This is a genomic window from Microvirga yunnanensis, assembly GCF_025460875.1.
In genome coordinates this window covers 89,122-112,826 of record NZ_JAMXFI010000005.1, presented here as the reverse complement: position 1 = coordinate 112,826, position 23,705 = coordinate 89,122, and the positions used below count along the sequence as shown (strand labels likewise).

The following is a 23,705-nucleotide window of genomic DNA, read 5'->3' as shown; positions in this document are numbered from 1 at the left end:
GTCAACATTTCTCAGCGGCCACGCTCGATCAGTTCTTCGCCACGAAGCATTGTCCACCCTGGCCCTGGAGCTTGGAGCAAAGGGAGGAGGCGTCCTCCTTCGACAGGGGCCCGACGCGGACCCGGTAGATCGTGCTTCCGTTCACCTCGGCCTTGCGGATGAGAGCGGGCTTGCCCTCCAGGTCGGAATACTTGCGCTGGTAGGACGCGAAGGCTGTCTGCGCGGCGGCTTCCGAGTTCGCCAAGCCGAGTTGGACGGAGAAGCCGCCCGTCGGCGTCGTCTCCGCCGCGGCCGGAGCAATGGGCTGAACCGAGGCGACCTGCTGGGGTGCCGGCGTGGCCGCAGGGGTGGCAGCCGCAGCGACCGGACGCGGCGTCGGCGTCGAGGCTGCGGGCGCCGCGGGCGTGCTGGCTGCCGGCCTGGGCTGGGCCGACGCGACCTGAACGGGAGCCGATGGCGCACGGGCTGTCGGAGTCGCCTGGGCCTGCGGCGGCAGGGTCATGGCGGCGGACGAGGTGGGTTGCGCTGACGGCTCGGACCCCGCCACCGTCCCGTCGGGACGAATCGTGACGGTCCGGACCTTCTTCGGCTCCCCGAGGTTCAGGCTCGCCGTCTGATGAGGCTTGACTACGCCGCCCGGGACGGTGCCCCCGGTCGCATCCGCGACCGCGCTTCCGTTCATGCGCACGGCCTGCTGCACGTCGACCGGCTGCTCCTCGCGGTTGACGACCTTGGTCGCCCCGCTTTGATTGGCACGCTCGTAGATCTGCTTGTTCTGGTTCGGAATCTCGACGCCGCCGGGATTCTGCGGCTGCACCTTCGTCGGCTCGCTGCTCGCCTTCACCAGGGGAGGTTCGCCACCTGTGATCGAGGGCGAGCCGGACGCCAGATAGGCGCCGCCGCCACCGAGCACCAGGGCGCCGACCACGGCCGCCATCGCGACCACGCCCTTGCGGGAGCGCCCTTTTTGGACCGGCGCGTAATCCGGAGCGCGGTCATAGTCCTGGTCGGCATACTGCCCGGCCTGATCGGCGTAGTAGTCCTGGGCATAGGCCTCGTTGCCGTATCCGTCCTGATCCTGGTGGGCGGGCCGATGGGCGTAGCCGGGCTCGGTGCTTTGGGAATACGAGCCCTGCTCGAAGGAAGGGCCTGCGAGCACTGTCTGAGGAGCCCGCGACGTCACCGGCCGCCCGGCTTGCGGCATGGTGTCGCGGACGGCAAAAAGATCGTCGGCGGAAGAACTCTGCGGCCGCTGGCGGGCGGACCCGTCATTGGCCAAAATGGCTTGAAAAGGGTCGTCTTGCCCTACGATTCGGGCCAATTCCGCGAGCGGATCGGTCCGCCCGGCGGGAACCGGCTGGGAATGCGGGGTGCCCGCCTGGGCGAGTTGCCGTTCGATCTCGGTGAGGTCGACGGCAAAACGGGGCTTCAGTGATTCGCTCATGCGCCGGATCTCCAGTTACGCGACAGGAGCACCTGCTGCTCCGCCGGCACGACGTAACGGAACCCGACGCGTATGCTTCGTAAGCGATTGATTCGCCTCAAGAAACACTATCGCATTTCATCGGGTGCCGTGACGCCCAGGATTGCGAGACCAGATGCGAGCACACCCTTCAGGGCATGCACGAGAGCGAGCCTCGCCTGTGTTGAATCTTTATCAGTTAGATTAACAAAGCGTAATTGCGGCAAGTCTTTGCCCTTATTCCATAAACTATGGAAGGCGCTCGCCAGGTCGTAGAGGTAGAACGCGACCCGGTGGGGCTCATGGGCTTCGGCCGCAGCCTCGATCGTCCGCGGGAACTGGGCGATGCGGTGGATGATGTCCATCTCCGCCTCGTCCCTCAGGACCGACAGATCGGCCTGCTCGAGGTAGGCCGCCGAGAAATCGGCTCCCGGAAAGGCTTCGGCCGCCTGCCGGAACACGGAGGCGCAGCGGGCATGGGCGTACTGGACGTAGAAGACGGGGTTGTCCTTCGACTGCTCGACCACCTTGGCGAGGTCGAAGTCCAGCGTGGCGTCGTTCTTGCGGAAGATCATCATGAAGCGGGTGGCGTCCCGGCCGACTTCGTCGACGACCTCGCGCAGGGTCACGAAGTCGCCGGAGCGCTTGGACATCTTCACCGGCTCGCCGCCGCGCAGCAGCTTCACGAGCTGGCAGAGCTTCACGTCGAGCGCGGCCCGGCCGTCTGACACGGCCTTCACGGCCGCCTGCATGCGCTTGACGTATCCGCCGTGGTCGGCGCCCCACACGTCGATCATCGAGGCGAAGCCGCGCTCGAACTTCGAGCGGTGATAGGCGATGTCGGAGGCGAAATAGGTATAGGAACCATCGGACTTGAGAAGCGGGCGGTCGACCTCGTCGCCGAAGGCGGTGGCGCGGAAGAGAAGCTGCTCCCGGTCCTCCCAATCCTCGTCCTTCTGGCCCTTGGGCGGTGGCAGACGGCCCATGTAGACGAGATCGCGGCCGCGAAGCTCCGTGATGAGCTCCTGGACCTGGTCGGAAGGCTTCCGCTGGAGGGACCGCTCCGAGAAGAACACGTCGTGATGGATGTTGAGCGCGGCCAAGTCGTCCCGGATCATGTCCATCATGGCGTCGATGGCGGTCCGGCGCACGAGCGGCAGCCACTCGGATTCCGGTTGGTCGAGCAGCGCTGTGCCGTGCTCCTTGGCCAGCCGCTCGCCCACCGGCTTCAGGTAGTCGCCCGGATACAGCCCCTCCGGGATGACGCCGATGTCGTGGCCCAGGGCCTCCTTGTAGCGGAGATAGGCCGAGCGGGCGAGAACATCGACCTGCGCGCCGGCGTCGTTGATGTAGTACTCGCGGGTGACCTTGTAGCCGGCGAAGTCCAGGAGACCCGCCAGGGCATCGCCGAAGACCGCGCCCCGGCAATGGCCCACATGCATCGGGCCGGTGGGATTGGCCGAGACGTACTCGACGTTGACCGGCGAGCCTGCCCCCTGCCCGCTCCGGCCGAAGCCGGCCGTGTCCACGAGTGCGGCCCGCAGAACCTCGTGCAGGACGGCCGGCGCGAGCCGGATGTTGATGAAGCCCGGCCCGGCGATCGCCACCTGGGTGACCCGTGGGTCGTCCTGGAGATCGGCGACGAGAAGCTCGGCCAGAGCACGCGGGTTCATGCGTGCTTCCTTGGCCAGCACCATGGCGGCGTTGGTGGCGAGATCGCCATGGGAGGGATCGCGCGGCGGCTCGACCACGACGCGGCTGATGTCCAGCCCCGATGGAATCTTCGCCTCGCCGGCCAACCGGCCGAGCGCATCCGCAACCCGCTTCTCAAACAGTCCGAAAATGTTCATGGTACTTCATCTCAATGGGCGACAGGCCCTGATCGCTGCCGACCAAACGCTTCATTAGCGCATCGTGCGGAAAAGTGGACCCGGTTTTCACTAGCGTGGCCCTTCGGGTCGCTTGCGCGGCCCGCCGGGTCCGCTCCGAACGATGCACCGCTTCAGGAAGTGAGCATCGGATCCGATCCCAAAAGTGGATCCACTTTTCACGTCCGATGCTCGAGCCCTCGACCCGGAGCGGCCGGGAGGCCGTTGCGAAGGATGCAGCCGCGCCTAACGCAAGTCCGGCGTTACGTCAAACAGGCGCCGGTGTTCGAGGATGGCATAGCGGTCCGTCATGCCGGCAATGTAGTCCGCCACGCGGCGGGACAGGCGGGCTTCGTCGTCCCGCGGCAGATCCGCCTGCCACTCCTCGGGCATCAGATCCGGATCGGCCTTGAAGCGCCTGAACAGGTCCCGCAGCACGTCGTCGGCCTGGGCGCGGACCCGCATGACGTCCGGGTGGCGGTACATGCGGGCGTAAAGGAACCGCTTGATCGAGGCGTCGGCCTCCTTCATGGCGTTCGAGAAGCACACCATGGTGTCGCCGGCGCGGCGGATATCCTGGGCATTCCGCGGAGCCAGGGCGGCGATCCGGCGGTCGCCCTCGGCCACCACGTCCTCGACGAAGCGGGTGATGACCCGGCGGGTCAGCTCGTGGATGCGCCGGGAGGGATCGAGGCCCGGGTAGCGCGCGTCGATCTCCGTCAGGAGTCCGTCGAGGAACGGCACCTCGCGCAGCTCCTCGATCCGGAACAGGCCGGCCCGCAACCCGTCGTCGATGTCGTGGGCGTCGTAGGCGATGTCGTCGGCGATCGCGGCCGCCTGAGCCTCGCCCCCGGCATGGGTGGCCAGTTCCAGATCCTGCTGCGCATTGTACTCCAGGATCGCCAGCGGGACCCCGCGGGCGGCATAGCGCAGGGTCGGGCGCCCCTCGGCGTCCAGGAGAGGGCCGTTGTGCTTGACCAGCCCCTCGAGGGTCTCCCATGTCAGGTTGAGCCCGTCATATTCCGCGTATCGACGCTCCAGACGGGTCACCACGCGCAGGGCCTGGGCATTGTGGTCGAAGCCGCCGAAGCCGGCCATGCATTCGTCGAGCGTGTCCTCGCCCGTATGGCCGAACGGGGTGTGGCCCAGGTCATGGGAGAGCGCCAGGGCCTCGGCGAGATCCTCGTCGAGCCCCAGGGAGCGGGCGAGCGCCCGGGCGATCTGGCTCACTTCGATGGTATGGGTCAGGCGGGTCCGGAAATGGTCGCCCTCGTGATAGACGAAGACCTGGGTCTTGTGCTTGAGCCGGCGGAAGGCCGAGGAGTGGATGATCCGGTCCCGGTCGCGCTGGAAGTCGCTGCGCGTGGGCGAAACCGCCTCGGGGTAGAGCCGTCCGCGGCTGCCCCAGGGATCACAGGCGTAAGAGGCTCGCCATCTCTCTCCAAAGGGCCGCACGGTCATCCCCGGGTTGAAGCCTTGTCAGGGCGCACTTACCTTGGTCATAACACCTTGTCCAAAGAATATGTCCCGCCCAGGACTGGAAGTGCCCATGACCGGTATCATTCTGACCGACCGCGCCGCCCGCCGCATCAACGAGATCATGGCTGCGGAGCCGGCAGGCTCCCATCTGAGAATCAGCGTCAACGGCGGCGGCTGTTCGGGATTTCAGTACGCCTTCGACGTGGACCGGACCCGGCAGGACGACGATCTCGTGATCGAGAAGGACGGCGCGACCGTTGTGGTCGACGAGGTCTCGATCCAGTACATGGACGGCTCGGTGATCGACTTCGTCGACGACCTGATCGGCCAGTCCTTCAAGATCGAAAACCCCCACGCGACCGCATCATGCGGCTGCGGCACCTCGTTCTCGTTGTAAAATCGTTACGTAACGTCCTATTGTCCCGGCGAATTCATTCCAGATTGGCCGGCGGTGGATTCGCCGGTTTGGGGGACAGGATGAGACTTTCTTATCGCGCAGGGACCTGCGCACTCGCCTTGATGGCCGGCTCGGCGGCTTTGCAGTTCGAGCCGGCCCTGCTTCGTGACCTTGTCGTGGATACGGCTGGCCCCCGCATCGCCGTGGGCGCCGTCAAGGTTCCTCTGTGGAGCGCGGCCTTCGCGCAATCCGCCGACAGCCTCATTCTGGACAATGTGAGCTTCACCTTCGGGTCCGCGACCTACGAGGCCAAGCGCATCGAGTTTTCCGGGATTTCCTCCTCGCGGGCCGATCTCGAGGCGCTGTTCTCCTCGACCTCGACCGAGCCGATGGAAAGCCGCCTGAAGCGCATCAGCGTGAAGCAGATCCTGATTCCGGAAGCGCGGGTGAAGCAGACCTTCGGCCAGGACGTCCAGACAACGACCTACCGGAACACCACGCTGACCGATGTGGTCCAGGGCCGGATCGGCTCCGCTCTCATCGAGGCGACGGGCGCCGAGACGAAGCGCGCCAAGGGAAGCCTCGTGGTCAGCAACGGCCGCGCGACCATGAGCGATCTCGATCTGCCGGCACTCGCGGGACTGTACGAGGCGAAAGCCGAGAGCACGTCGGCTCCCTTCGCGAAGATCTACGGCGCCTTCGCAATCGAGAATATCGACGTGACCGATGGCGAGGCGAATGTGAGCTTCAGGGTCGCGCGTATGAGCGGCCGGGACTTCATGGGGCGGCAGACCCGGGATTCCTGGAACGGGACCTTCGGCCTCTTCACCGAGATGGCCGAACGGCAGGAGCTTTCGCCCGCGGATCAGGCCCGCTTCTTCCCGGCTCTCGCGGACCTGCTCGACGCTTTCCAGATCGGCTCCATCGAGGCCTCCGGGGTCGAGGTGAACACGAAGACCAGGGGCGAGCCGGGCCAAGGCCGCATCGCTCGGATCGCCTATACGGGCGGCACGGAATCACAACCTGCCGACATGCGATGGGAAGGCTTCGAGTTCTCCGGCAAGGACAACCACGTCAAGCTCGACGGCCTGAGCCTGACGGGCTTCTCGTTCCGCCAGACCCTCGAGGGCCTGCGGTCGCTACAGGGCAAGTCCCTGGACGATCTCGATCCCGCCACGATGCGCAGTCTCGTCCCCACCCTCGGCACCCTGCGCCTGCAGGGCGTCTCCATCGACGGGAGCACCGACGACGACGGCAAGAAGGTCAAGGTTCAAGCCGGTCTGAAGGGGTTCGAGCTGACCGCCGACAAGCCCATGAACGCGATCCCGACCAACTTCAGGTTCGGCCTGCAGAACCTGACGATGGCGCTGCCGTCGAACAGCCAGGATGAGGGCGTGAAGGAACTCGTGGCGCTCGGCTACAAGACCATCGACGTCTCCTTCCTCGCGGCCGCCACCTGGAACGAGGCTGCGAGCGAGATCGCGCTCAGCGAGGTCTCGTTCCAGGGTCAGGACATGGGCAATCTCGGCCTGACGGGCCGCATCGGGAATGTCGGCCGGGATCTCTTCAACCCCGACACGGCGCTCGCCACGGTGGCGCTCGTCGGCGCCAGGGCGAAAGCCCTCGACCTCTCGGTCGAGAACAAGGGCCTGTTCGAGCGCTACATGGCCAAGACCGCCAAGGAGCAGAAGACGACGCCCGAATCCCTGCGCCGCACCTATGCGGCGGCGGCGGCCTTCGTGGTGCCCGCGATGATCGGCAGTTCCGAACAGGCCCAGACCCTGAGCCAGGCGATCGCCCGCTTCATCGCCAAGCCCGGCAAACTTTCGGTCAGTGCGACGCCCAAGGACCCATCGGGCCTCGGCGTCGCGGAAGCCATGGTGGTGCAGGACCCCAAGGCCATTCTCGAAAAGCTCAACGTCAGCGCGAAGGCGGAGTGACGGCAGCCCTTCCGCGTCAGCATCGCGACGAGCCCGGGCCGCTTCGCCCCATTTCCTCGCGGCCCCTATCGCCTCCCACCTCGCGATCCCGTCCGAAGTGATCCCCGCCGAAGTGATCCCCTCCGAAGTGATCCCCTCCGAAGTCTGGCCGGCCTCGTGCCGGCCACCCCGATCCGGTGAGGCGCCGCGCTCTTCCGATCGGGATCACCGGGACGAGCCCCGCTGATGACGTGGAGGGTGGGATGGGCCGGTGCGAACATCCTCCCACGTCATGGCCGGCCTTGTGCCGGCCATCCCGGCCCGTCAGGCTCTGCGCCTGAGAGGACCGGGGTCACCGCCACGGGGCCGGTGATGACCAGGGTGGGATGCCCTCGGGCCCGTCCGGACGAGGGCTCATCCGGACGTTCACGGCATCAGATCAGCGACGGCTGATCCTCTTCGGCGGCCTGCGCCTCAACGACCGCGATGGCCGTGATGTTGACGATGCCGCGGGCGGTCACGGACGGAGTCAGGATGTGAGCGGGCTTGGCCGGGCCGATGAGGATCGGGCCGACCGGGAGCGAGTCGGCCAGGACCTTGGTGAACTGGAACGCGATGTTGGCCGCGTCCAGGTTCGGCATGATGAGCACGTTCGCCTCGCCTTTCAGGCGCGAGTTGGGATTCACGCGCTCACGGATCATCTGGGACAGGGCCGAGTCGGCCTGCATCTCGCCGTCGACCTCGAGGTCGGGTGCGCGCTCGGTGATGCACGCCAGGGCTTCCCGCATCTTGAGCGCCGAGCGGCTGTCGGCTGCGCCGAAATCCGAGTGCGACAGGAGCGCGATCTTGGGCTCTATGCCGAAGCGGCGCACATGGCTCGCGCAGGCGATCGTCATGTCGGCGATCTGCTCCGCGGTCGGATCGATCTGCACGTGGGTGTCGGCCAGGAAATAGGCACCCTTCGACGTGATGACGAGCGACAGGGCCGCCATCTCGTGGACCCCGGGAGCGAGCCCGATGATGTCCTTGATGTGCTTGACGCGGGACTGGAACCGGCCTTCGAGCCCGCAGATCAGCGCGTCCGCGTCCCCGCGTCTCACGGCGAGGGCCCCGATGACGGTGTTGTTGGTGCGCACCAGGGTCCGGGCCGCGTCGGGCGTGATGCCCTTGCGGCCGGCCGCTTCCACGTAGGTGGCCACGTAATCGCGGTAGCGCGGATCATCCTCCGGATTGACCAGCTCGAAGTGACGTCCGATCTCCATGGAGAGGCCGAAGCGCTTCATGCGGGCTTCGACGACGTTGGGGCGCCCGATCAGGATCGGCTTGGCGATCCCCTCCTCGACGATGACCTGCACGGCGCGCAGAACGCGCTCGTCCTCGCCCTCGGCATAGATGACACGCTTCGGACCGGCCTTCGCCTGCGAGAACAGCGGCTTCATGATGAAGCCGGAACGGAACACGAAGCGGCCGAGGGATTCCGCATAGGCGTCGAGATCCGCGAGCGGACGGGTCGCGACCCCGGACTCCATCGCGGCCTTCGCGACGGCCGGCGCGATGCGCAGGATGAGGCGCGGATCGAACGGGCTCGGGATCAGGGACTTGCGCCCGAAAGGATGCGCCTCGCCGCCATAGGCGCGGGCCACCACTTCGGACGGGGCTTCGCGGGCGAGGCCTGCAATGGCCTTCACGGCCGCGGCCTTCATCTCCTCGTTGATGGTCGTCGCGCCCACGTCGAGCGCGCCGCGGAAGATGTAGGGGAAGCACAGGACGTTGTTGACCTGGTTCGGATAGTCCGAGCGCCCGGTGCAGATCATCGCGTCGGGCCGCGCGGCCTCGGCCTCCTCCGGCATGATCTCCGGATAGGGGTTGGCGAGCGCCATGATCAGCGGGCGCGGGGCCATCTGGGCAAGCAGTTCGGGCTTGAGGACGCCGCCGGCCGAAAGGCCCAGGAACACGTCCGCGTTGGGGATCACGTCGGCGAGCGTGCGCGCATCCGTGACTTGAGCGTAAGCGGACTTCCAGCGGTCCATGAGTTCGTTGCGACCCTCATGGACGACGCCCTTGATGTCGGTGACCCAGATGTTCTCGCGCCTGGCGCCGAGCGAGACCAGGAGGTTGAGGCAGGCGAGCGCCGCCGCGCCGGCGCCGGACGTGACGATCTTCACGTCCTCGATCCGCTTGCCGGCGAGCTCCAGGGCGTTCGTCACCGCCGCGCCCACGATGATCGCGGTGCCGTGCTGGTCGTCGTGAAAGACCGGGATGCCCATGCGGGCCTTGAGCCGCTCCTCGAGCTCGAAGCATTCCGGCGCCTTGATGTCCTCGAGGTTGATGCCCCCGAATGTCGGCTCGAGGGCTGCGATCACCTCGACGAGCTTGTCCACGTTCTTCTCGGCGAGCTCGATGTCGAACACGTCGATGCCGGAGAACTTCTTGAACAGGACCGCCTTGCCTTCCATGACGGGCTTCGACGCGAGCGGGCCGATGTCGCCGAGGCCCAGGACGGCCGTGCCGTTCGAGATCACCGCGACCAGGTTCTGGCGCGAGGTGAGATTGGCAGCCTCGGCCGGATCGGCGGCGATCGCCTCGCAGGGGGCGGCCACGCCGGGGGAATAGGCCAGCGCCAGGTCGCGCTGGTTGCCGAGGGGCTTGGTCGGCTGGATCTCGAGCTTTCCGGGACGCGGATGCTGATGGTAGAACATCGCTCCCGATTTCAGATCCTGCGAGATGTTGTCTCCCATCCCCGACGCTCCTTGCACTGCCCGAACGAACCTGGAGGCCCTTGTGCGCGCCCTTCACCCTGCCGTCAATGTTCTTGTCTCAGCCTGCGTGGTCGCACGATGAAGCTCCGGCACCGCCTGAAGAACTGGCGCAACCCGCACAATCAGACCCGCGTCCACCTGGCCCGCATGGCGGAACGCCATGGCTACGAGATCGGCGAATTCACCTACGGTAAGCCCAAGGTGCGGTTTCCGGAATCGGGCCGCAAGCTGACCATCGGGCGCTACGGCTCCATCGCCGACAAGGTGGAGATCCTGCTCGGTGGCAACCACCGCACGGATTGGGGGACGACCTATCCCTTCTCGGCCTTCCGGGACCTCTGGCCGGCCGCGCCGAGGAGCGAGGATTATCACACCTCACGCGGCGACGTGACCATCGGGCACGACGTGTGGCTCGGCTCCGGCGCCATCATCATGTCAGGGGTGACCGTGGGGCATGGCGCCGTGGTGGCGGCCCATGCCGTCGTGACCAGGGACGTGCCGCCCTACGCGATCGTCGGCGGCAATCCGGCCAAGGTGATCCGTTACCGCTTCGACGAGGAGGCCATCGCGGCGCTTCTCGACGCGCGCTGGTGGGACCTGCCCCGGGACAAGATCGCGACCCTCATCCCGCTCCTGCAGAGCGACCGCATCCGCGAGCTGATCGCGGCCGTGAAGGTGCTGCGGACGCAATGCGCGTAGGCTCGTCATCACCGGGCTCGTCCCAGTGATCCCGATTGTTCGAGGCGCGGCGCCTCTCGGATCGGGATGGCCGGCACAAGGCCGGCCATGACGTGGGAGGATGTTCGCACCGGCCCATCCCACCCTCCACGTCATCACCGGGCTTGTCCCGGTGATCCCGATGACGAAGAGCGCCGCGTCTGACCGGATCGGGATGGCCGGCACAGGGCCGGCCGTAACGCGAGGAGCGACCGGATCGCGGATCAGAACGCCTTTCTGCCCCGCATCGCCGCCCAGGCGCCTGCGGCGGAGCCGGCATAGCGCTCGATCAGCTTGCGCCGGAAGGTCAGGCTGGCGGCGACGGCTTTCAGCCCGTTGACCGCCGCCATGCCGGGTGCCGGGTTCGGCAGGCCGTATTTCCGGCTCACATAGGCCCGCGACCAGGCCTGGTGCCAGCGGGAGGTGAAGATGCGGCCCGGCTTGTCGCCGCTCGACCGGCCGCGTCCATGCCGCACGACGGCCTGCGGGACGTAGATCAGCGCCGAGCCGGAATCCGCCACCCGGCGGCAGAGGTCGTCGTCCTCGTAGAACAGAAAGATGTTCTCGTCGAAGCCGCCGAGCTTGAGGAAGACGTCGCGGCGGATGAGGAAGCAGGCGCCCGAGAAGAACGGCGCACAGGCCTCGCCTTCGGGCAGGACGAGCCGGCCGCCGGGATTGGTCAGCGAGGTCGCGAGCAGCGAGCGCGGCTGGTAGAACACCCGCCCGCTGGGCTCCACGATCCGCGGGGCGAAGAACGCCGCGTCCGTATAGCGCCGGGCCGCGTCGACGAGGGCCGCGACCGCGCCCCGGTCGACGACGCAGTCCGGATTGACGATGAGCGCGAATTCCGTCCCGACCGCCCGCACGCCGATGTTGTTGGCGCGGCCGTAGCCCAGGTTGCGGGCATTGCGGACGACGCGCGCGCCCTGCCCTTCGGCGATGGCCACCGTGTCGTCCGTCGAGGCGTTGTCGACCACGAGCGCCGGGACGCCGTCCGCCGCCAGCGCACCGAGACACTCCGGCAGCGCATGGGCGCTGTCGAAGGTCACGACGACGGCGGTGACGTCACGAGCGCTCATTTCTCCTGCAGGTTCAGCCGGATGTGCAGCTCCCGCAGCTGCTTCGGCGTCGCCTCGGAGGGCGCCCCGAGCAGGAGGTCTTCCGCCTTCTGGTTCATCGGGAACAGCGTGATCTCTCGCAGGTTGTGCGCGCCGCAGAGCAGCATCACGATGCGGTCGACTCCGGCCGCCATGCCGCCGTGGGGCGGGGCGCCGTACTGGAACGCCCGGTACATGCCGCCGAACCGCTCCATGACCTCCTTCTCGCCGTAGCCGGCGATTTCGAAGGCCTTCACCATCCGGTCGGGACGGTGGTTGCGGATCGACCCCGAGGCCATCTCGTAGCCGTTGCAGACCATATCGTACTGGAAGGCCGTGATCTTGAGGATCGTGTCCTTGTCCGCCGGGTCGAGGGCCATGAAGGCGTCATGATCGACATTGGCCATGGAGAACGGGTTGTGCGAGAAGTCGATCTTCTTCTCGTCCTCGTTCCACTCGTATTGCGGGAAATCGACGATCCAGCAGAACTCGAACCGGTCCTTGTCGATGAGGCCGAGCTCGTCGCCGATGCGGGTGCGCGCCTTGCCGGCGAGCGAAGCCGCCTTGTCCTCGGCCCCGGCCGAGAAGAACACCGCGTCGCCCGCCCCGATGCCGGCCTTCTCGCGAATGACCGCCTGAGCGGCCTCCGGGATGAACTTGACGATGGGGCCCTTGGCCTGGATCTGGCCGCCCTCCTCCTCGAACACGATATAGCCGAGGCCGGGCGCGCCTTCCGTGCGGGCCCAATCGTTGAGCTTGTCGAAGAAGGAGCGCGGCTGCGCGGCTGCGCCCGGCGCCGGGATGGCGCGCACGACGCCGCCGGATTTGATCACGTTCTTGAACGCGTTGAAGGTCACGTCCTCGCGGGTGAACACCTCCGACACGTCCGCGATGATCAGCGGGTTGCGCAGGTCGGGCTTGTCGTTGCCGTATTTCAGCATGGATTCGAAATACGGGATGCGCGGGAAGACGTCGGTGACCGGCTTGCCCTCCGCGAATTCCTTGAAGGTGTCGCGGATCACCGGCTCCATGGTCTGGAAGATGTCTTCTTGCGTGACGAAGCTCATCTCCACGTCGAGCTGGTAGAACTCGCCCGGCAGGCGGTCGGCGCGCGGGTCCTCGTCGCGGAAGCAGGGCGCGATCTGGAAGTACCGGTCGAAGCCGGAGATCATGATCAGCTGCTTGAACTGCTGCGGCGCCTGCGGCAGGGCGTAGAACTTGCCGGGATGGATGCGCGACGGCACCAGGAAGTCACGCGCGCCCTCCGGCGAGGAGGCCGTCAGGATCGGCGTGGTGAACTCGAAGAAGCCGCTCTGCTGCATGCGCGAGCGCAGGCTGTTGATGATCGCGCCGCGCTTCATGATGTTGGCGTGCAGCTTCTCGCGACGCAGATCCAGATACCGGTAGGTGAGACGGGTCTCCTCCGGATAATCCTGATCGCCGAAAACCGGCATCGGCAGCTCGGCCGCAGGCCCCAGCACCTCCATGTCGGTGATGTAGACCTCGACTGTGCCCGTGGGCAGCTCCGCGTTCTCGGTGCCGGCCGGCCGCTTGCGCACCTTGCCGTCGACCCGGATCACCCACTCCGACCGCGCGGCTTCCGCCTGCTTGAACGCCGGAGAATCCGGATCGATCACGCATTGCGTCATGCCGTAATGGTCGCGCAGGTCGATGAAAAGCACGCCGCCATGGTCACGGATGCGGTGACACCAGCCGGAGAGCCGGGCGACCTGGCCGACATCGGATTCGCGGAGCGCGCCACAGGTGTGGGAACGGTAACGGTGCATGGAGGCGGACATGGAAAAGCCTGCTGGTTCGGTTTGAAGCGCAACATCCATGGGAGCCCGGGGAAGTCAAGGCGGAAGGATGAAATGTGACCGGCGGGCGCCCTCACGGGGGGTGAGAAGCCGGGCCGCCCGACGATCCGCGACACCCCTGCGCCCCCACCGTCCCTGGTCGTCACGGGCCTGTGCCGGTCATCCCACCGCTGCGGGGCGCTGCGCCGTCCCGATCGAGGTGGCGGGTCCCGACACCCTGTCACGTCATCACCGGGCTTGTCCCGGTGATCCCGCTTGCGAAGCGCGCCTCTCTCCGCCGCATCGGGATGGCCGGCGAGAGGCGGGTGATGACTGGCCGGCCATGACGAGCAGGGTTCCAGGGCGGGACGGCCTCAGACCTGCGCCGGTGTCGGGATGAACACGCTCACGCCCTGCTTCCCGATCCCTGCCGTCGATCAGTGGATCGTCAGGCCGATAACCGGACTCGCGAGATTCGTCAGGCTGACGATCAGCATGAAGGTCGTGAGGGTCACACTGAGATAGAGGGAGGCGATGAAAAGGGCCTGCATGGCGTCACCTGTCGAGGAGATGACGGGAATTCTGTCCTGCTCGGCGATTCCTCACAATGATCCCCCCGGGAGTACCCCCTTCTCGTGTGCGCCGGAACACATCGTGCCCCGGGAGGACTTCTCGTCTGCGACAAGGCAACGGCGGCCTTTTACGATTGTCCGGTTCAGGCCTCGCGCCCATGAGCCGGGCCATCAACCTTCGCAGCGCCGCGAGGCTTGGCCCTAACACAGGTTAAGGCATCCACCCGAGCACCTCTCTAGAAGGGTTCTAAGCGAGGGTGCAATGAAGCGGTCGCCTGAGAATCTCGTCGAGTATTTTTTTCAGTTCGTCCTGGTCGCGAGCGCCGTCCTTTCCGCCATTCTCCTGCTTGCAGCCCTCGCACGCCTGATGGACGCTGGCGCCATGGCCTTGTCGCAGCAGCCCTAGAGCATCGGACGGAAAAGTGGCCCCGGTTTTCGCTGGCGCGGCCCGCTGGGTCCGTCCTGACCGATGCTCTCATTCAAGAAGAAAGCATCGGATGGATCCCAAACGTGCAAGTCCACTTTTGGGTTCGATGCTTTAGAGTACCCCTCGGACACCCACGGCTCCCTGCGGACATGGACGTGGATTTCCGCGGGATTTTCCCTCTCCGGACGCCCGGAATCCTTGAAGAACAAAGGGTGAATTCCCATATTCTCCCTATGGTTAACACCCTTGCCACATCCCTGCTGAGACCGGCCCGGAACGCTCCCGTCGAGGAGCGGATCGAGGGCAATTGGCACGTCTATCCGTTCGAAGGCGCGCTGGAGCTCGACTATGTCGATCAGGCCGGCAACGCGAGCCGGCGCTGGGTGCTGGCGCGCGAGCTGAAGGTGGGTCCAGGCAAGATGCTGCTCGGCGGCATCGACATCCTGTCCGAGGACGGCTATCGCGGCTTCAGGGTCGACCGGATCCAGCGTCTGGAGGATGCGGAAACCGGCCTCGTGGTCGAGCACAACATCCTCGACTGGCTCATGAAGCGCGCCGAGCGCCAGGCCAAGGCGCGCAGGAAGCACCTCGCTCGCGTCCAGCCCGGCGCGTAACCGGCGCCGCGCGATCCTGCTCCTCACGGATTGCGGAGGGCGATCCGGTTTCGCGCACGACCTTGTGCCGCCCGGCCATTTCTGCAACATAGTCTCGTTATCATGTTGCGCGGGGAATCGTGGTGGCACATCGGCCCCTGTTCCGGCCACAGGCCGTGACTGCAGCCATGGGCGAGCATTCGTCCGTGTCGCTTCCAGCCGCGCCCCTCTCGTGGCATCTCCTCGGCGGCTTTCTCATCGCCTGCGCGGCCATCGTCGTTCTGTTCCTTGCCACGGCCGAGTATGCCCGCAAGGAAACGGCCCCCGGGGCAATCGTGGTGGCGGGCGGCACGGTGCGCATGGTCCCATGGCGCAACGGGATCCTCACCACCGTGACGGTGCAGGACGGTGACCGGGTCACGGCGGGCCAGCCGCTTTTCACGATCGCGTCCCGTCAGGGGCTCGAGGCCGGCGGGACCCTCGACGATGCCATCCTCGCCTCGCTCGAAACGCAGGTCGAGGTGCTGAAGGAGCAGATCCGAGCCGACCCCGCCCGCACGGACAACGAGATCCGGCGCCTTGATGCGGCCATCGGGGCCGTGGCGGCCGAGCGGGAGGCCCTCGTGGTCCAGCGGCGTCTCATGGCCGAGCGCATCCAGGTCACCGAGGACCGGCGCGATGCCGTCGCCCGCCTGTCGGAACAGGGACACGCCACCCGGGCGGCCCTGCAGGAGCAGGACGACGCCCTGCTCTCCCGCCGCCAGTCCCTGGCCGAGATCGACCGGGAGCTGGCCGAAGCCGACAAGGACCTCGGCCGGACCGAGCTCGAGCGCGAGCAGTTGCCGGTTCGCCAGGTCGAGCGGCTGGCGCAGCTGCGCCTCAACCTCGCCGATCGGGAACGGCAGAGGGCGGAGGCGGAGGCGCTGGCCCAGCGGGCGCAGGTGTTCACGGCCCCGATCACCGGGCGCGTCACCGCCCTCCAGGCTGCGCCCGGACAGACCGTCGATTCCGGCAAGCCCCTCCTCACCCTCGTGCCGGACAACGCGGACCGGCACGCCGAACTCTTCGTTCCGAGCCGCTCCATCGGCTTCGTGACGGTGGGCCAGCGGGTGCGGCTGATGGTCGATGCCTTTCCCTATCAGCGCTTCGGAACGATCGGCGGCAGCGTCGCGACCGTGTCGCAGGCCGTGCGCCTCGACCGGCAGGTCATCGACGCCTTCGGGCGGCAGGTCGCCCTTCAGCCGGACATGACCCTCAAGGCCGATATCGTTCTGGAAGGCCGCTCCCTTGTCGCATGGCTGTTCGAGCCGCTCATCAGCGCCCGGGGGCGGATGTGAGGGTTTTCGCCCAGCTCGACTATTTCGGGGCGCCGCGCCTGCCGGCGATCATCCAGTCCGAAGCGTCCGAATGCGGTCTCGCGTGCCTGGCCATGATCGCGACCTATCACGGCCGCGAGATCGACCTCGCAGCGCTGCGCCGCCTGTTCTCGATCTCGCTCAAGGGCGTGACCCTCAAGGACGTGCTCGTCATGGGCGAGCGCCTGGGCATGACGGGCCGGGGCCTGCGCCTCGAGCCCGATCAGCTGGGCCGCATCAGGCTGCCCTGCATCCTGCATTGGGACATGAACCACTTCGTGGTGCTCAAACGGGTGGGCGCCCGGACGGTGACGGTGCACGACCCCGCCAGTGGCATTCGGACCCTGAGCCACGACGAACTCGGCCGTCACTTCACCGGCATTGCCCTGGAACTGACCCCGACCGCTTCCTTCGAGCGCCGCAAGGAGACCTCGCGCCTGAACCTCTCCTCCCTGTGGGGACGGATGCACGGGATCAAGCGCGCGCTCGTCCAGGCGCTCGTTCTGTCGGGGCTGCTGCAGGCGACGGTGCTCGCCGCGCCCTTCTACATGCAAATCGCCGTCGACGAGGCGGTAGTGAAGGGCGACCATGGCCTCCTCACCGCCCTGGCGCTCGGCTTCGGGCTTCTCACGCTGATCCATGTCGGGACGGATTGGCTCCGTGCGCACGTGCTTCTCTTCCTGAGCGGCGCACTCAACTTCCAGATGGGCGCCACCCTGTTCCATCATCTCGTACGCCTGCCCCTCGGCTGGTTCGAGAAACGGCATATCGGCGATCTCGTGTCGCGGTTCCGGTCGGCGGAGCCGATCCAGCGGCTGATCTCGGAAGGGCTGATCGCCGCCTTCGTCGACGGCGTGATGGCGACGCTCACCCTGGTGATGATCCTGATCTACAGCCCGAGGTTGTCATGCATCGTGCTGGCGGGGCTCGCCCTCTACGGCCTTGTCCGCCTCGCCCTCTACCGGAGCCTGCGTCAGCGGCAGGAGGACGCGATCGAGGCCTCGGCCCGGGAGCAGTCCACGTTCATCGAGACGGCGCGGGCGATCCAGAGCATCAAGATCTTCGGACGTGAGGCCGATCGGGAAGCCCTGTGGCAGAACCGCCATGCGGAGGCCCTCGGCCGCGGGATTCGTCACGGCCGCTTCACCATCGGCTTCAAGACGGCGAACGACCTCATTGCCGGCATCGAGAACGTCCTCGTGGTCTATCTCGGCGCAAGGGGCGTCCTGGCGAACGACATGACCATCGGCATGCTCTATGCCTTCATGGCCTACAAGGAGCAGTTCCTCGGCAAGGCCACCAACCTCATCGAGACCGGCATGCAGTACCGCATGCTCGATCTCCATCTCGACCGGCTGTCCGACATCGCCCTCGCCGAACGGGAGCACGACCGCGACAGGGGCAGCCTCGTGACGCGACAGGTCGCCGGCGCCGTCGCGATCGAGGACGTCGGCTTCCGTTACGCCGACACCGAGCCGGAGGTCCTGTCGGGCGCAACCCTGACGGTGGAGCCCGGCGAGTTCGTCGCCATCACGGGGCCGTCGGGCGGCGGCAAGACGACACTGCTCAAGATCATGCTCGGGCTGTTCAGGCCGACGCAGGGGCGCGTGCTGATCGACGGCACGCCCCTCGAGGATTTCGGTGTCCGGTGCTTCCGGTCGCAGGTCGGCGTGGTGATGCAGGACGACCAGCTCCTGTCCGGCAGCATCGCCGAGAACATTGCGTTCTTCGACGCGCGGATCGATCTCGAGCGGATGCGTGAATGCGCGACGCTCGCAGGGATCGACCAGGACATCATGGCGATGCCCATGAACTACGACACGCTCGTCGGCGACATGGGCACCGTCCTGTCGGGCGGCCAGCGCCAGCGCGTCCTGCTGGCCCGGGCGCTGTATCGCGGCCCCCGCATTCTCTTCATGGATGAAGGCACCTCGCATCTCGACCTCGACAAGGAGCGGGAGGTCAACCGGGCACTGGCCGGTCTCGCGATCACCCGCATCGTCATCGCGCATCGGCCGGAGACGATCCGCGCGGCGGACCGGATCGTGGTTCTGCGGGAGGGCCGGGTCTCGCCGCCGATGGACGGCGATGCCCTCGCCTTTGCCGAAGCGGCCCGGCAGTCCGTGGGCGGCGTGGCCGGATTCGGCCGGGCCTGACGGAGCGCGGCGGCATCCAAACGTAGTAACGTTTAGTAAACGGAGTAACGTGCCGCCAAGGCCTTCGCCTGGGGGCGGTTTTACCTTATCCTCGGACAATAGGACGATCGGTCCACGGCGGACTCGCGGGCTCTGGCCCGATGGGTTATGTACGCTTCATGGATCTGATCACCTCCACCGACGCCCTGGCGGCCGTCTGCAACCGCCTCAGCCAGCATCCGTTCGTGACCGTCGATACGGAGTTCCTGCGCGAGACCACCTATTATCCCAAGCTCTGCCTAATCCAGATGGCGAGCCCCGAGCCTGCGGAAGCGTATCTCATCGACCCGCTGGCCGAGGGCATCAGCCTGGAGCCCTTCATGGCCCTGATGGCCGACCGCAACGTGGTGAAGGTGTTCCACTCGGCCCGTCAGGATCTCGAGATCGTCTGGAACCTCGGCGGCATCGTGCCCGAACCCCTCTTCGACACCCAGGTCGCCGCCATGGTGTGCGGCTACGGGGACTCGGTCTCCTACGAACAGCTCACCAACGATCTCGCTAAGGCCAAGATCGACAAGTCCTCCCGCTTCACCGACTGGTCGCGCCGTCCCCTCACGGACGCGCAGCTCACCTACGCTCTGTCCGACGTCACCCATCTGGTGAAGGTCTACGAGGCGCTGCTGGACCAGCTGAAGAAGAACGGCCGCCTCGAATGGCTGGCCGAGGAGATGGCGATCCTCACCTCGCCGGAGACCTATCAGGCCGATCCGGCCAATGCCTGGCGGCGCCTCGCCGGGCGGCTCCGCAAGCCGCGCGAGATCGCCGTGCTCATGGAAGTCTCGGCCTGGCGCGAGCGCGAGGCCCAGGCGCGGGACGTGCCCCGCGGGCGCATCCTCAAGGACGACGCGGTGATCGACATCGCCACCTCGGCCCCCCGCAGCTTGGAAGCCCTGGGGCGTCTGCGCACCATCCCCAACGGCTTCGAGCGCTCCCGGACCGGCGGCGAGATCCTCGAAGCGGTCGAGCGGGCGCTGGCCCGGGATCCCGCGACGATCCCCATGCCCGAGCGCAGCCGGGGCCGTTCCAATACCGGGTCGGTGGTCGACCTGCTGAAGGTCCTGCTCAAGGCCGTGGCCGAGCAGGAGGGCGTCGCGCCCAAGATCATCGCCACGGTCGAGGAGCTGGAAGCCATCGCCGACAGCGACACCGCCGACGTCCCCAGCCTGCACGGCTGGCGTCGCAGGCTGTTCGGCGACAAGGCCATCGCCCTGAAGAACGGAGAGCTCGGGCTGGTGCTGGAGCGCGGGCGGGTGAAGTTGCAGGCACTGGCGGCCTCCCCGCTGAAGTGACATGGGCAACGAAAGATGATATTGAATATTATCACACTCGGCCGAATGATCTTCGCTCAAGCGCCATGCCCAATGCGAGTTCCTCAATTCTCCTCCTCGTCGGCCTTCTAGCCTTCGGTAAAACAGGCATTCCTCAACAAATAGCGGCTAGCGAGCTTCAGGCTTGGGAGAAGCGCCAGATACGGCTTGCTTCAGAAGCTATCGCCCTGTTTCAAGCGATCCGTGAGAAGCGCGAAAAGGATAAAGAAAACAAGCCAGCCCCGTGCGAGTTGGGTGCTGAGTGGCTCAAGTATGCCGTTCCTCATGGAATCGCAGAGACGTATTTCGGCCTGACTGTTGCTGCGGACCTCTCACCCTCTTTTACTCCGGGTGAACCGGCAGACATTCTTGATCCCAGCGGCGCGATGCGAGAAGCCTTCTGCACGGAGAAAGAAGCCAAAGAGAAGCTGCAGCCTAGCCTCGACAAGCTCAAGAAAGGTGAGCTGAAGGACGAGAAGCTGCCTGGCATAATATCGAGAGGCTTTCGAACGTATCGTCTTGAATACTCGGCCCCGATTTTCGACAGGCAATACAATCGGGCCGTTGTCATTGCGAGCGGGCGCACGAGCCTCTGGTGGCTCAAGCCGGACGGCAAGGTCTATAACGACTTTGATGAGGGGATCTGGGCTTCGATTTACATCAAGAGAAAGGGGCGCTGGCACCTTCTCAAAAATGAGTCCGTTGCGGGAGCAAGCGGGGGAGTCCCACCTCAATAAGCACGCCTCAAGAAAGCATGGCCGGGACGAGCCCGACCATGATACGAAGCTGAGGCCGAATGCATCGTGCGGACCCGAGGGCCACCCCAGTGACTCGGAGGAGAGCGCGGGCCGGTGAGGCTGCGGACAATTGCCCAGGCCTGATGGGTCAGATCAGTCCCTTCAACCGGAGAAGCCCCAGCGTCGCCACCGTCGCCGCATCCTTGATGGTGCCGCCGGCGATCATCGCCAGCACCTCGTCGAGCGGAAACGCCCGGCACATCATGTCCTGCTCCGTGTGCTCGCGGCGGGTCTCACCCTGCCTGAGACCCTGCGCGAGGTAGATGTGGAAGCCCTGGTTCGAGTAGCCGTAGCATTCGAACAGATGCCCGACCTGCCGCATGGTCTGGGCCGTCAGGCCCGTCTCCTCCCGCAATTCGGCGCGGGCCAGTTCGAGCGGATCGGTCCCAGGAGCATCCTCCCAGGAGCCCTGAGGCAATTCCCAGTAGCGGGCTTGAACGGGATAGCGGTACTGCTCCACAAGGTACACTAGTCCGTTCTCGATAGGCGCGATAACCGCGAAGTCGGTCTTTTCGACGACCCCATAGATGCCGGGCGAGCCATCCTGTCGGACGATGGCGTCCTCCCGCACGCGCATCCAGCGGTTCTCGTAGACGATGCGCGTCGCAACGGTTCTGATGTCCGGCGCCATGGCTCCCCCCACATGACAATGGCCGGGATGATCCCGGCCATTGCTTATACACCAGACGCCACGGCGCTGGATGGGTCACCGCCCGAAAATGCCCTTGAAGACCTGCGCCAACTTGTTGTGCTTCTTCTTGCGGTCGACGTCGGCCTGGCTCTTCACCCAGGCGATCTGGACCACGCGGCGCTCGCCGGCGAAGGGCAGATGGCCGTGCCAGGAATTGTCGGCGCGCAGGAAGGCGAACATGGTGCCCATGACGGGCGGCACTTCCAGCTTGTAGCGGTCGTAGTTCTTCTCGTCGTAGAGGACGCGCAGGCGGCCGCCCTCGTCCTGCTGCCACTCGTCATTCATGTAGATCAGCATGGTCATGACCTTGGACGGGCCGTCCGTGTGGATGGCGCCGTATTTCGGCTGCGACTTCTTCATGATGGTGGTCAGGCGCGGATAGGGGTGCAGATCGATGCCGAACTTCTTCGACAGCTCCTCGGTCAGCTCCGGACCCTCGAGCTCGTCGATGAGCTGCTTGAAGCGCCCCTGGAGCTTGACCTCGTCCACGGTCAGGTAGCCGGGCTTGTCGATGGCGGGAAAGTCCCGCCGCAGCTCGTCGATCTTATCCTGCTTCAGGACGCCGGATGCGAGAAGATAATCGTAAGGCTCGTTCGAGCGGTCGGCGTTGCGGACAGCTGTCAGGTCGACCAGTTCCATGGTCATTTCCCCTTGGTGCGTGTTCTCTTGCGGGTTGGACAGTAGCGCAGCGAATGGCACTGTAAACCCATCTTGGCGATGGGATACAGCGACGCACGCGCCCGCGCGCCCGTTTCACATGATTTCGATGACCGGATCCATGTTGAGAAGCTTGCCCAGCCCCCGCAGGCGGCCCGACAGGCGCTCGTTGGCGAGCGGCTCCAGATGGGCCGGCAGACGCAGCACGATCTGGCTGCCCCGGGCCGTGAGGGGCGCCTCGGGCAGCACGCCCTCCATGGCGACCGAGACCGGATAGGCGACCCGCATCAGGGCGGCGAGCAGCCGGGCGCGTTCCAGGAGGCGCGGACCGGCGAGCGTCTTGATGCGCGAGCTGACCTTGTCCGGAGACAGGCCCTCGTGCCGGAAGAAGATCGACAGGGCGAGATAGGCGCGGCCCGGATGGTCGAGCCCGGCGAAGGCCCCATAGGCGATCAGGTTGAGGCTCTGCTCGCCCCGGTAGTCCGGGTGGGCACGCCAGCCGATGTCGGCCAGGAGGCAGGCGGCGCGCCGGAGGCGGGTGTCGTACTCCGTTTCCGGCAGGCCCAGGCTCCGGATGAAGGCCTCGGTCCATTGGCACAGCTCCACCCCGTGGCGGGGCGAGCGGGAGCGCAGGAGATTGAGGTCGCTGGCGGCGGCGAGCAGAGGATCGCGCTCGCGCGTTTCGGGATCGAGCCGGTCGAACAGCACGCCCTCGCGCACGCCGAAGGCCGAGATGGCCACCTCGACCGGCTGGCCGAGCCGGATGATCTCCTCCAGCAGGATGGCCCCGTAGGCGAGCAGCGGTCGGCGGGCCTCCGAGACGCTCTCGATGTCCTTGAGGGTCTTGGCATCGGCCTCCTCGACGAGACGCAGGAAGTCGAGCCCGTCGTCGGGGTCGATGAGATAGCCGTGCATCACGTGCAGCGGGTAGTCCCGCGCCGCCTGGTGCAGCCGCGCCAGGGCGCGCCAGGTGCCGCCGACCGCGTAGAACGTGCGGCCATGGAGGTTCTCGAGGTATTCGGGAGCGCGTTCCAGGGTCTCGCGCACGATCCTCTGGGCCCGCTTCAGCGAGCCGCCGCTGAGATCCTGCAGGGCGAGACCGCCCAGGGGCATGGTGACCCCCTGCCCGACCTGCGAGCCCTGGACCTCCACCAGCTCCAGGCTGCCGCCGCCCATGTCGCCCACGATGCCGTCCGGCTCGTGGAAGCCCGCGACGACGCCGAGGGCCGAGGCCCTCGCCTCCTCCGCGCCGGAGAGCAGGCTGATCGGCCGGCCGCAGGCCCGGGCGGCCGCCTCCAGGAAGGCCGGACCGTTGGAGGCGTCGCGCGCGGCGGCGGTCGCCAGGACGAAGACCTCGGACACCTGCATCGTGTCGCAGAGGACCCGGAACCGGTCGAGCGCCCGCAGGGCCCGGTCGACCGCCTCGTCGTCCAGACGGCCGGTGGTCGCCACATGGCGTCCGAGGCCGCAGAGGACCTTTTCGTTGTAGATCGGCGTGACGGCGCGGGAGAGGCCCTCGTAGGCCACGAGGCGCACCGAGTTCGACCCGATGTCGATGATGGCCACGGGACGGCCGATCTTGAGCCGTCCCTGAGCCTCCTGGCTTACGGCCTGCAT

General features: G+C 66.5%; 18 protein-coding genes. 9 read left to right on the top strand and 9 right to left on the bottom strand.

Annotated features, from left to right (window positions below):
• Positions 1-28: 28 nt before the first annotated feature.
• From NF876_RS04305 to NF876_RS04295, 3 genes are all read right to left on the bottom strand, one after another.
• Positions 29-1,444, bottom strand: coding sequence for an SPOR domain-containing protein (locus NF876_RS04305; protein WP_262267609.1), 1,416 nt, complete (start codon positions 1,442-1,444; stop codon positions 29-31).
• Between the two features lie 107 nt (positions 1,445-1,551).
• Positions 1,552-3,312 (bottom strand): arginine--tRNA ligase, encoded by a 1,761-nt coding sequence (gene argS / locus NF876_RS04300; protein ID WP_262267608.1) that lies wholly within the window; start codon positions 3,310-3,312, stop codon positions 1,552-1,554.
• Between the two features lie 264 nt (positions 3,313-3,576).
• A complete protein-coding gene (locus tag NF876_RS04295; RefSeq protein WP_262267607.1) occupies positions 3,577-4,791 on the bottom strand; it encodes a deoxyguanosinetriphosphate triphosphohydrolase in 1,215 nt (404 codons plus the stop codon).
• Between the two features lie 88 nt (positions 4,792-4,879).
• Between NF876_RS04295 and erpA the strand changes: the two genes are divergently transcribed.
• Positions 4,880-5,206: an iron-sulfur cluster insertion protein ErpA gene (gene erpA, locus NF876_RS04290; protein ID WP_262267606.1), complete on the top strand. Its 327-nt coding sequence runs from the start codon at positions 4,880-4,882 to the stop codon at positions 5,204-5,206.
• Positions 5,207-5,286: 80 nt separating this feature from the next.
• Positions 5,287-7,146, top strand: a complete 1,860-nt coding sequence (locus tag NF876_RS04285) for an aq_1923 C-terminal domain (protein WP_262267605.1) — start codon at positions 5,287-5,289, stop codon at positions 7,144-7,146.
• Positions 7,147-7,559: 413 nt separating this feature from the next.
• Here the strand turns inward: NF876_RS04285 and NF876_RS04280 are convergent, their stop codons facing one another.
• Positions 7,560-9,863, bottom strand: a complete 2,304-nt coding sequence (locus NF876_RS04280; protein ID WP_262267604.1) for an NADP-dependent malic enzyme — start codon at positions 9,861-9,863, stop codon at positions 7,560-7,562.
• 99 nt (positions 9,864-9,962) lie between these two features.
• Between NF876_RS04280 and NF876_RS04275 the strand changes: the two genes are divergently transcribed.
• A complete protein-coding gene (locus NF876_RS04275; protein ID WP_262267603.1) occupies positions 9,963-10,583 on the top strand; it encodes a CatB-related O-acetyltransferase in 621 nt (206 codons plus the stop codon).
• 242 nt (positions 10,584-10,825) lie between these two features.
• Here NF876_RS04275 and NF876_RS04270 read toward each other — a convergent pair whose 3' ends face one another.
• Together NF876_RS04270 and aspS are read right to left on the bottom strand one after the other, a co-directional pair.
• Entirely contained in the window at positions 10,826-11,680 is an 855-nt protein-coding gene (locus tag NF876_RS04270) for a glycosyltransferase family 2 protein (protein WP_262267602.1), read from the bottom strand.
• Positions 11,677-13,485, bottom strand: coding sequence for an aspartate--tRNA ligase (gene aspS, locus NF876_RS04265; protein WP_262267657.1), 1,809 nt, complete (start codon positions 13,483-13,485; stop codon positions 11,677-11,679). The genes NF876_RS04270 and aspS overlap by 4 nt, the downstream gene beginning before the upstream one ends.
• An 843-nt stretch (positions 13,486-14,328) precedes the next feature.
• On the opposite strand from aspS, the gene NF876_RS04260 reads away from it, so the two are divergent.
• From NF876_RS04260 to NF876_RS04235, 6 genes are all read left to right on the top strand, one after another.
• Positions 14,329-14,472, top strand: coding sequence for a hypothetical protein (locus NF876_RS04260; RefSeq protein ID WP_262267601.1), 144 nt, complete (start codon positions 14,329-14,331; stop codon positions 14,470-14,472).
• Positions 14,473-14,726: 254 nt separating this feature from the next.
• A complete protein-coding gene (locus NF876_RS04255; protein ID WP_262267600.1) occupies positions 14,727-15,107 on the top strand; it encodes a hypothetical protein in 381 nt (126 codons plus the stop codon).
• A 122-nt stretch (positions 15,108-15,229) separates the two neighbouring features.
• On the top strand, positions 15,230-16,423 hold the full coding sequence (locus NF876_RS04250; RefSeq protein ID WP_262267599.1) for an HlyD family secretion protein: 1,194 nt from the start codon (positions 15,230-15,232) through the stop codon (positions 16,421-16,423).
• Positions 16,420-18,597: a peptidase domain-containing ABC transporter gene (locus NF876_RS04245; RefSeq protein WP_262267598.1), complete on the top strand. Its 2,178-nt coding sequence runs from the start codon at positions 16,420-16,422 to the stop codon at positions 18,595-18,597. The genes NF876_RS04250 and NF876_RS04245 overlap by 4 nt, the downstream gene beginning before the upstream one ends.
• 158 nt (positions 18,598-18,755) lie before the next feature.
• Positions 18,756-19,925 carry a ribonuclease D gene (gene rnd, locus NF876_RS04240; RefSeq protein ID WP_262267597.1) on the top strand — a complete coding sequence of 390 codons (1,170 nt, stop codon included), beginning with the start codon at positions 18,756-18,758 and terminating at the stop codon, positions 19,923-19,925.
• A 65-nt stretch (positions 19,926-19,990) separates the two neighbouring features.
• Complete coding sequence (locus NF876_RS04235; RefSeq protein ID WP_262267596.1) at positions 19,991-20,680, top strand: hypothetical protein; 690 nt, start codon at positions 19,991-19,993, stop codon at positions 20,678-20,680.
• 148 nt (positions 20,681-20,828) lie between these two features.
• On the opposite strand, the gene NF876_RS04230 is transcribed toward NF876_RS04235, so the two are convergent.
• The 3 genes from NF876_RS04230 to ppx all read right to left on the bottom strand — a co-directional run bounded on the left by NF876_RS04230 (position 20,829) and on the right by ppx (position 23,705).
• Positions 20,829-21,371: an NUDIX domain-containing protein gene (locus NF876_RS04230; protein ID WP_262267595.1), complete on the bottom strand. Its 543-nt coding sequence runs from the start codon at positions 21,369-21,371 to the stop codon at positions 20,829-20,831.
• A 75-nt stretch (positions 21,372-21,446) separates the two neighbouring features.
• Complete coding sequence (locus NF876_RS04225) at positions 21,447-22,070, bottom strand: 2OG-Fe(II) oxygenase (RefSeq protein ID WP_173948213.1); 624 nt, start codon at positions 22,068-22,070, stop codon at positions 21,447-21,449.
• 114 nt (positions 22,071-22,184) lie between these two features.
• Positions 22,185-23,705 (bottom strand): exopolyphosphatase, encoded by a 1,521-nt coding sequence (gene ppx, locus NF876_RS04220; protein WP_262267594.1) that lies wholly within the window; start codon positions 23,703-23,705, stop codon positions 22,185-22,187.

Excerpts from the sequence above, each read along its gene's own strand:
- NF876_RS04255 (WP_262267600.1), top strand. The coding sequence starts at position 14,727 with ATGGTTAACACCCTTGCCACATCCCTGCTGAGACCGGCCCGGAACGCT.
- ppx (WP_262267594.1), bottom strand. The coding sequence starts at position 23,705 with ATGCAGGCCGTAAGCCAGGAGGCTCAGGGACGGCTCAAGATCGGCCGT.
- erpA (WP_262267606.1), top strand. The coding sequence starts at position 4,880 with ATGACCGGTATCATTCTGACCGACCGCGCCGCCCGCCGCATCAACGAG.
- argS (WP_262267608.1), bottom strand. The coding sequence starts at position 3,312 with ATGAACATTTTCGGACTGTTTGAGAAGCGGGTTGCGGATGCGCTCGGC.
- NF876_RS04230 (WP_262267595.1), bottom strand. The coding sequence starts at position 21,371 with ATGGCGCCGGACATCAGAACCGTTGCGACGCGCATCGTCTACGAGAAC.
- rnd (WP_262267597.1), top strand. The coding sequence starts at position 18,756 with ATGGATCTGATCACCTCCACCGACGCCCTGGCGGCCGTCTGCAACCGC.
- NF876_RS04285 (WP_262267605.1), top strand. The coding sequence starts at position 5,287 with ATGAGACTTTCTTATCGCGCAGGGACCTGCGCACTCGCCTTGATGGCC.
- NF876_RS04235 (WP_262267596.1), top strand. The coding sequence starts at position 19,991 with ATGCCCAATGCGAGTTCCTCAATTCTCCTCCTCGTCGGCCTTCTAGCC.
- NF876_RS04270 (WP_262267602.1), bottom strand. The coding sequence starts at position 11,680 with ATGAGCGCTCGTGACGTCACCGCCGTCGTCGTGACCTTCGACAGCGCC.
- NF876_RS04280 (WP_262267604.1), bottom strand. The coding sequence starts at position 9,863 with ATGGGAGACAACATCTCGCAGGATCTGAAATCGGGAGCGATGTTCTAC.
- NF876_RS04295 (WP_262267607.1), bottom strand. The coding sequence starts at position 4,791 with ATGACCGTGCGGCCCTTTGGAGAGAGATGGCGAGCCTCTTACGCCTGT.
- NF876_RS04275 (WP_262267603.1), top strand. The coding sequence starts at position 9,963 with ATGAAGCTCCGGCACCGCCTGAAGAACTGGCGCAACCCGCACAATCAG.
- NF876_RS04305 (WP_262267609.1), bottom strand. The coding sequence starts at position 1,444 with ATGAGCGAATCACTGAAGCCCCGTTTTGCCGTCGACCTCACCGAGATC.
- NF876_RS04225 (WP_173948213.1), bottom strand. The coding sequence starts at position 22,070 with ATGGAACTGGTCGACCTGACAGCTGTCCGCAACGCCGACCGCTCGAAC.
- NF876_RS04260 (WP_262267601.1), top strand. The coding sequence starts at position 14,329 with ATGAAGCGGTCGCCTGAGAATCTCGTCGAGTATTTTTTTCAGTTCGTC.
- aspS (WP_262267657.1), bottom strand. The coding sequence starts at position 13,485 with ATGCACCGTTACCGTTCCCACACCTGTGGCGCGCTCCGCGAATCCGAT.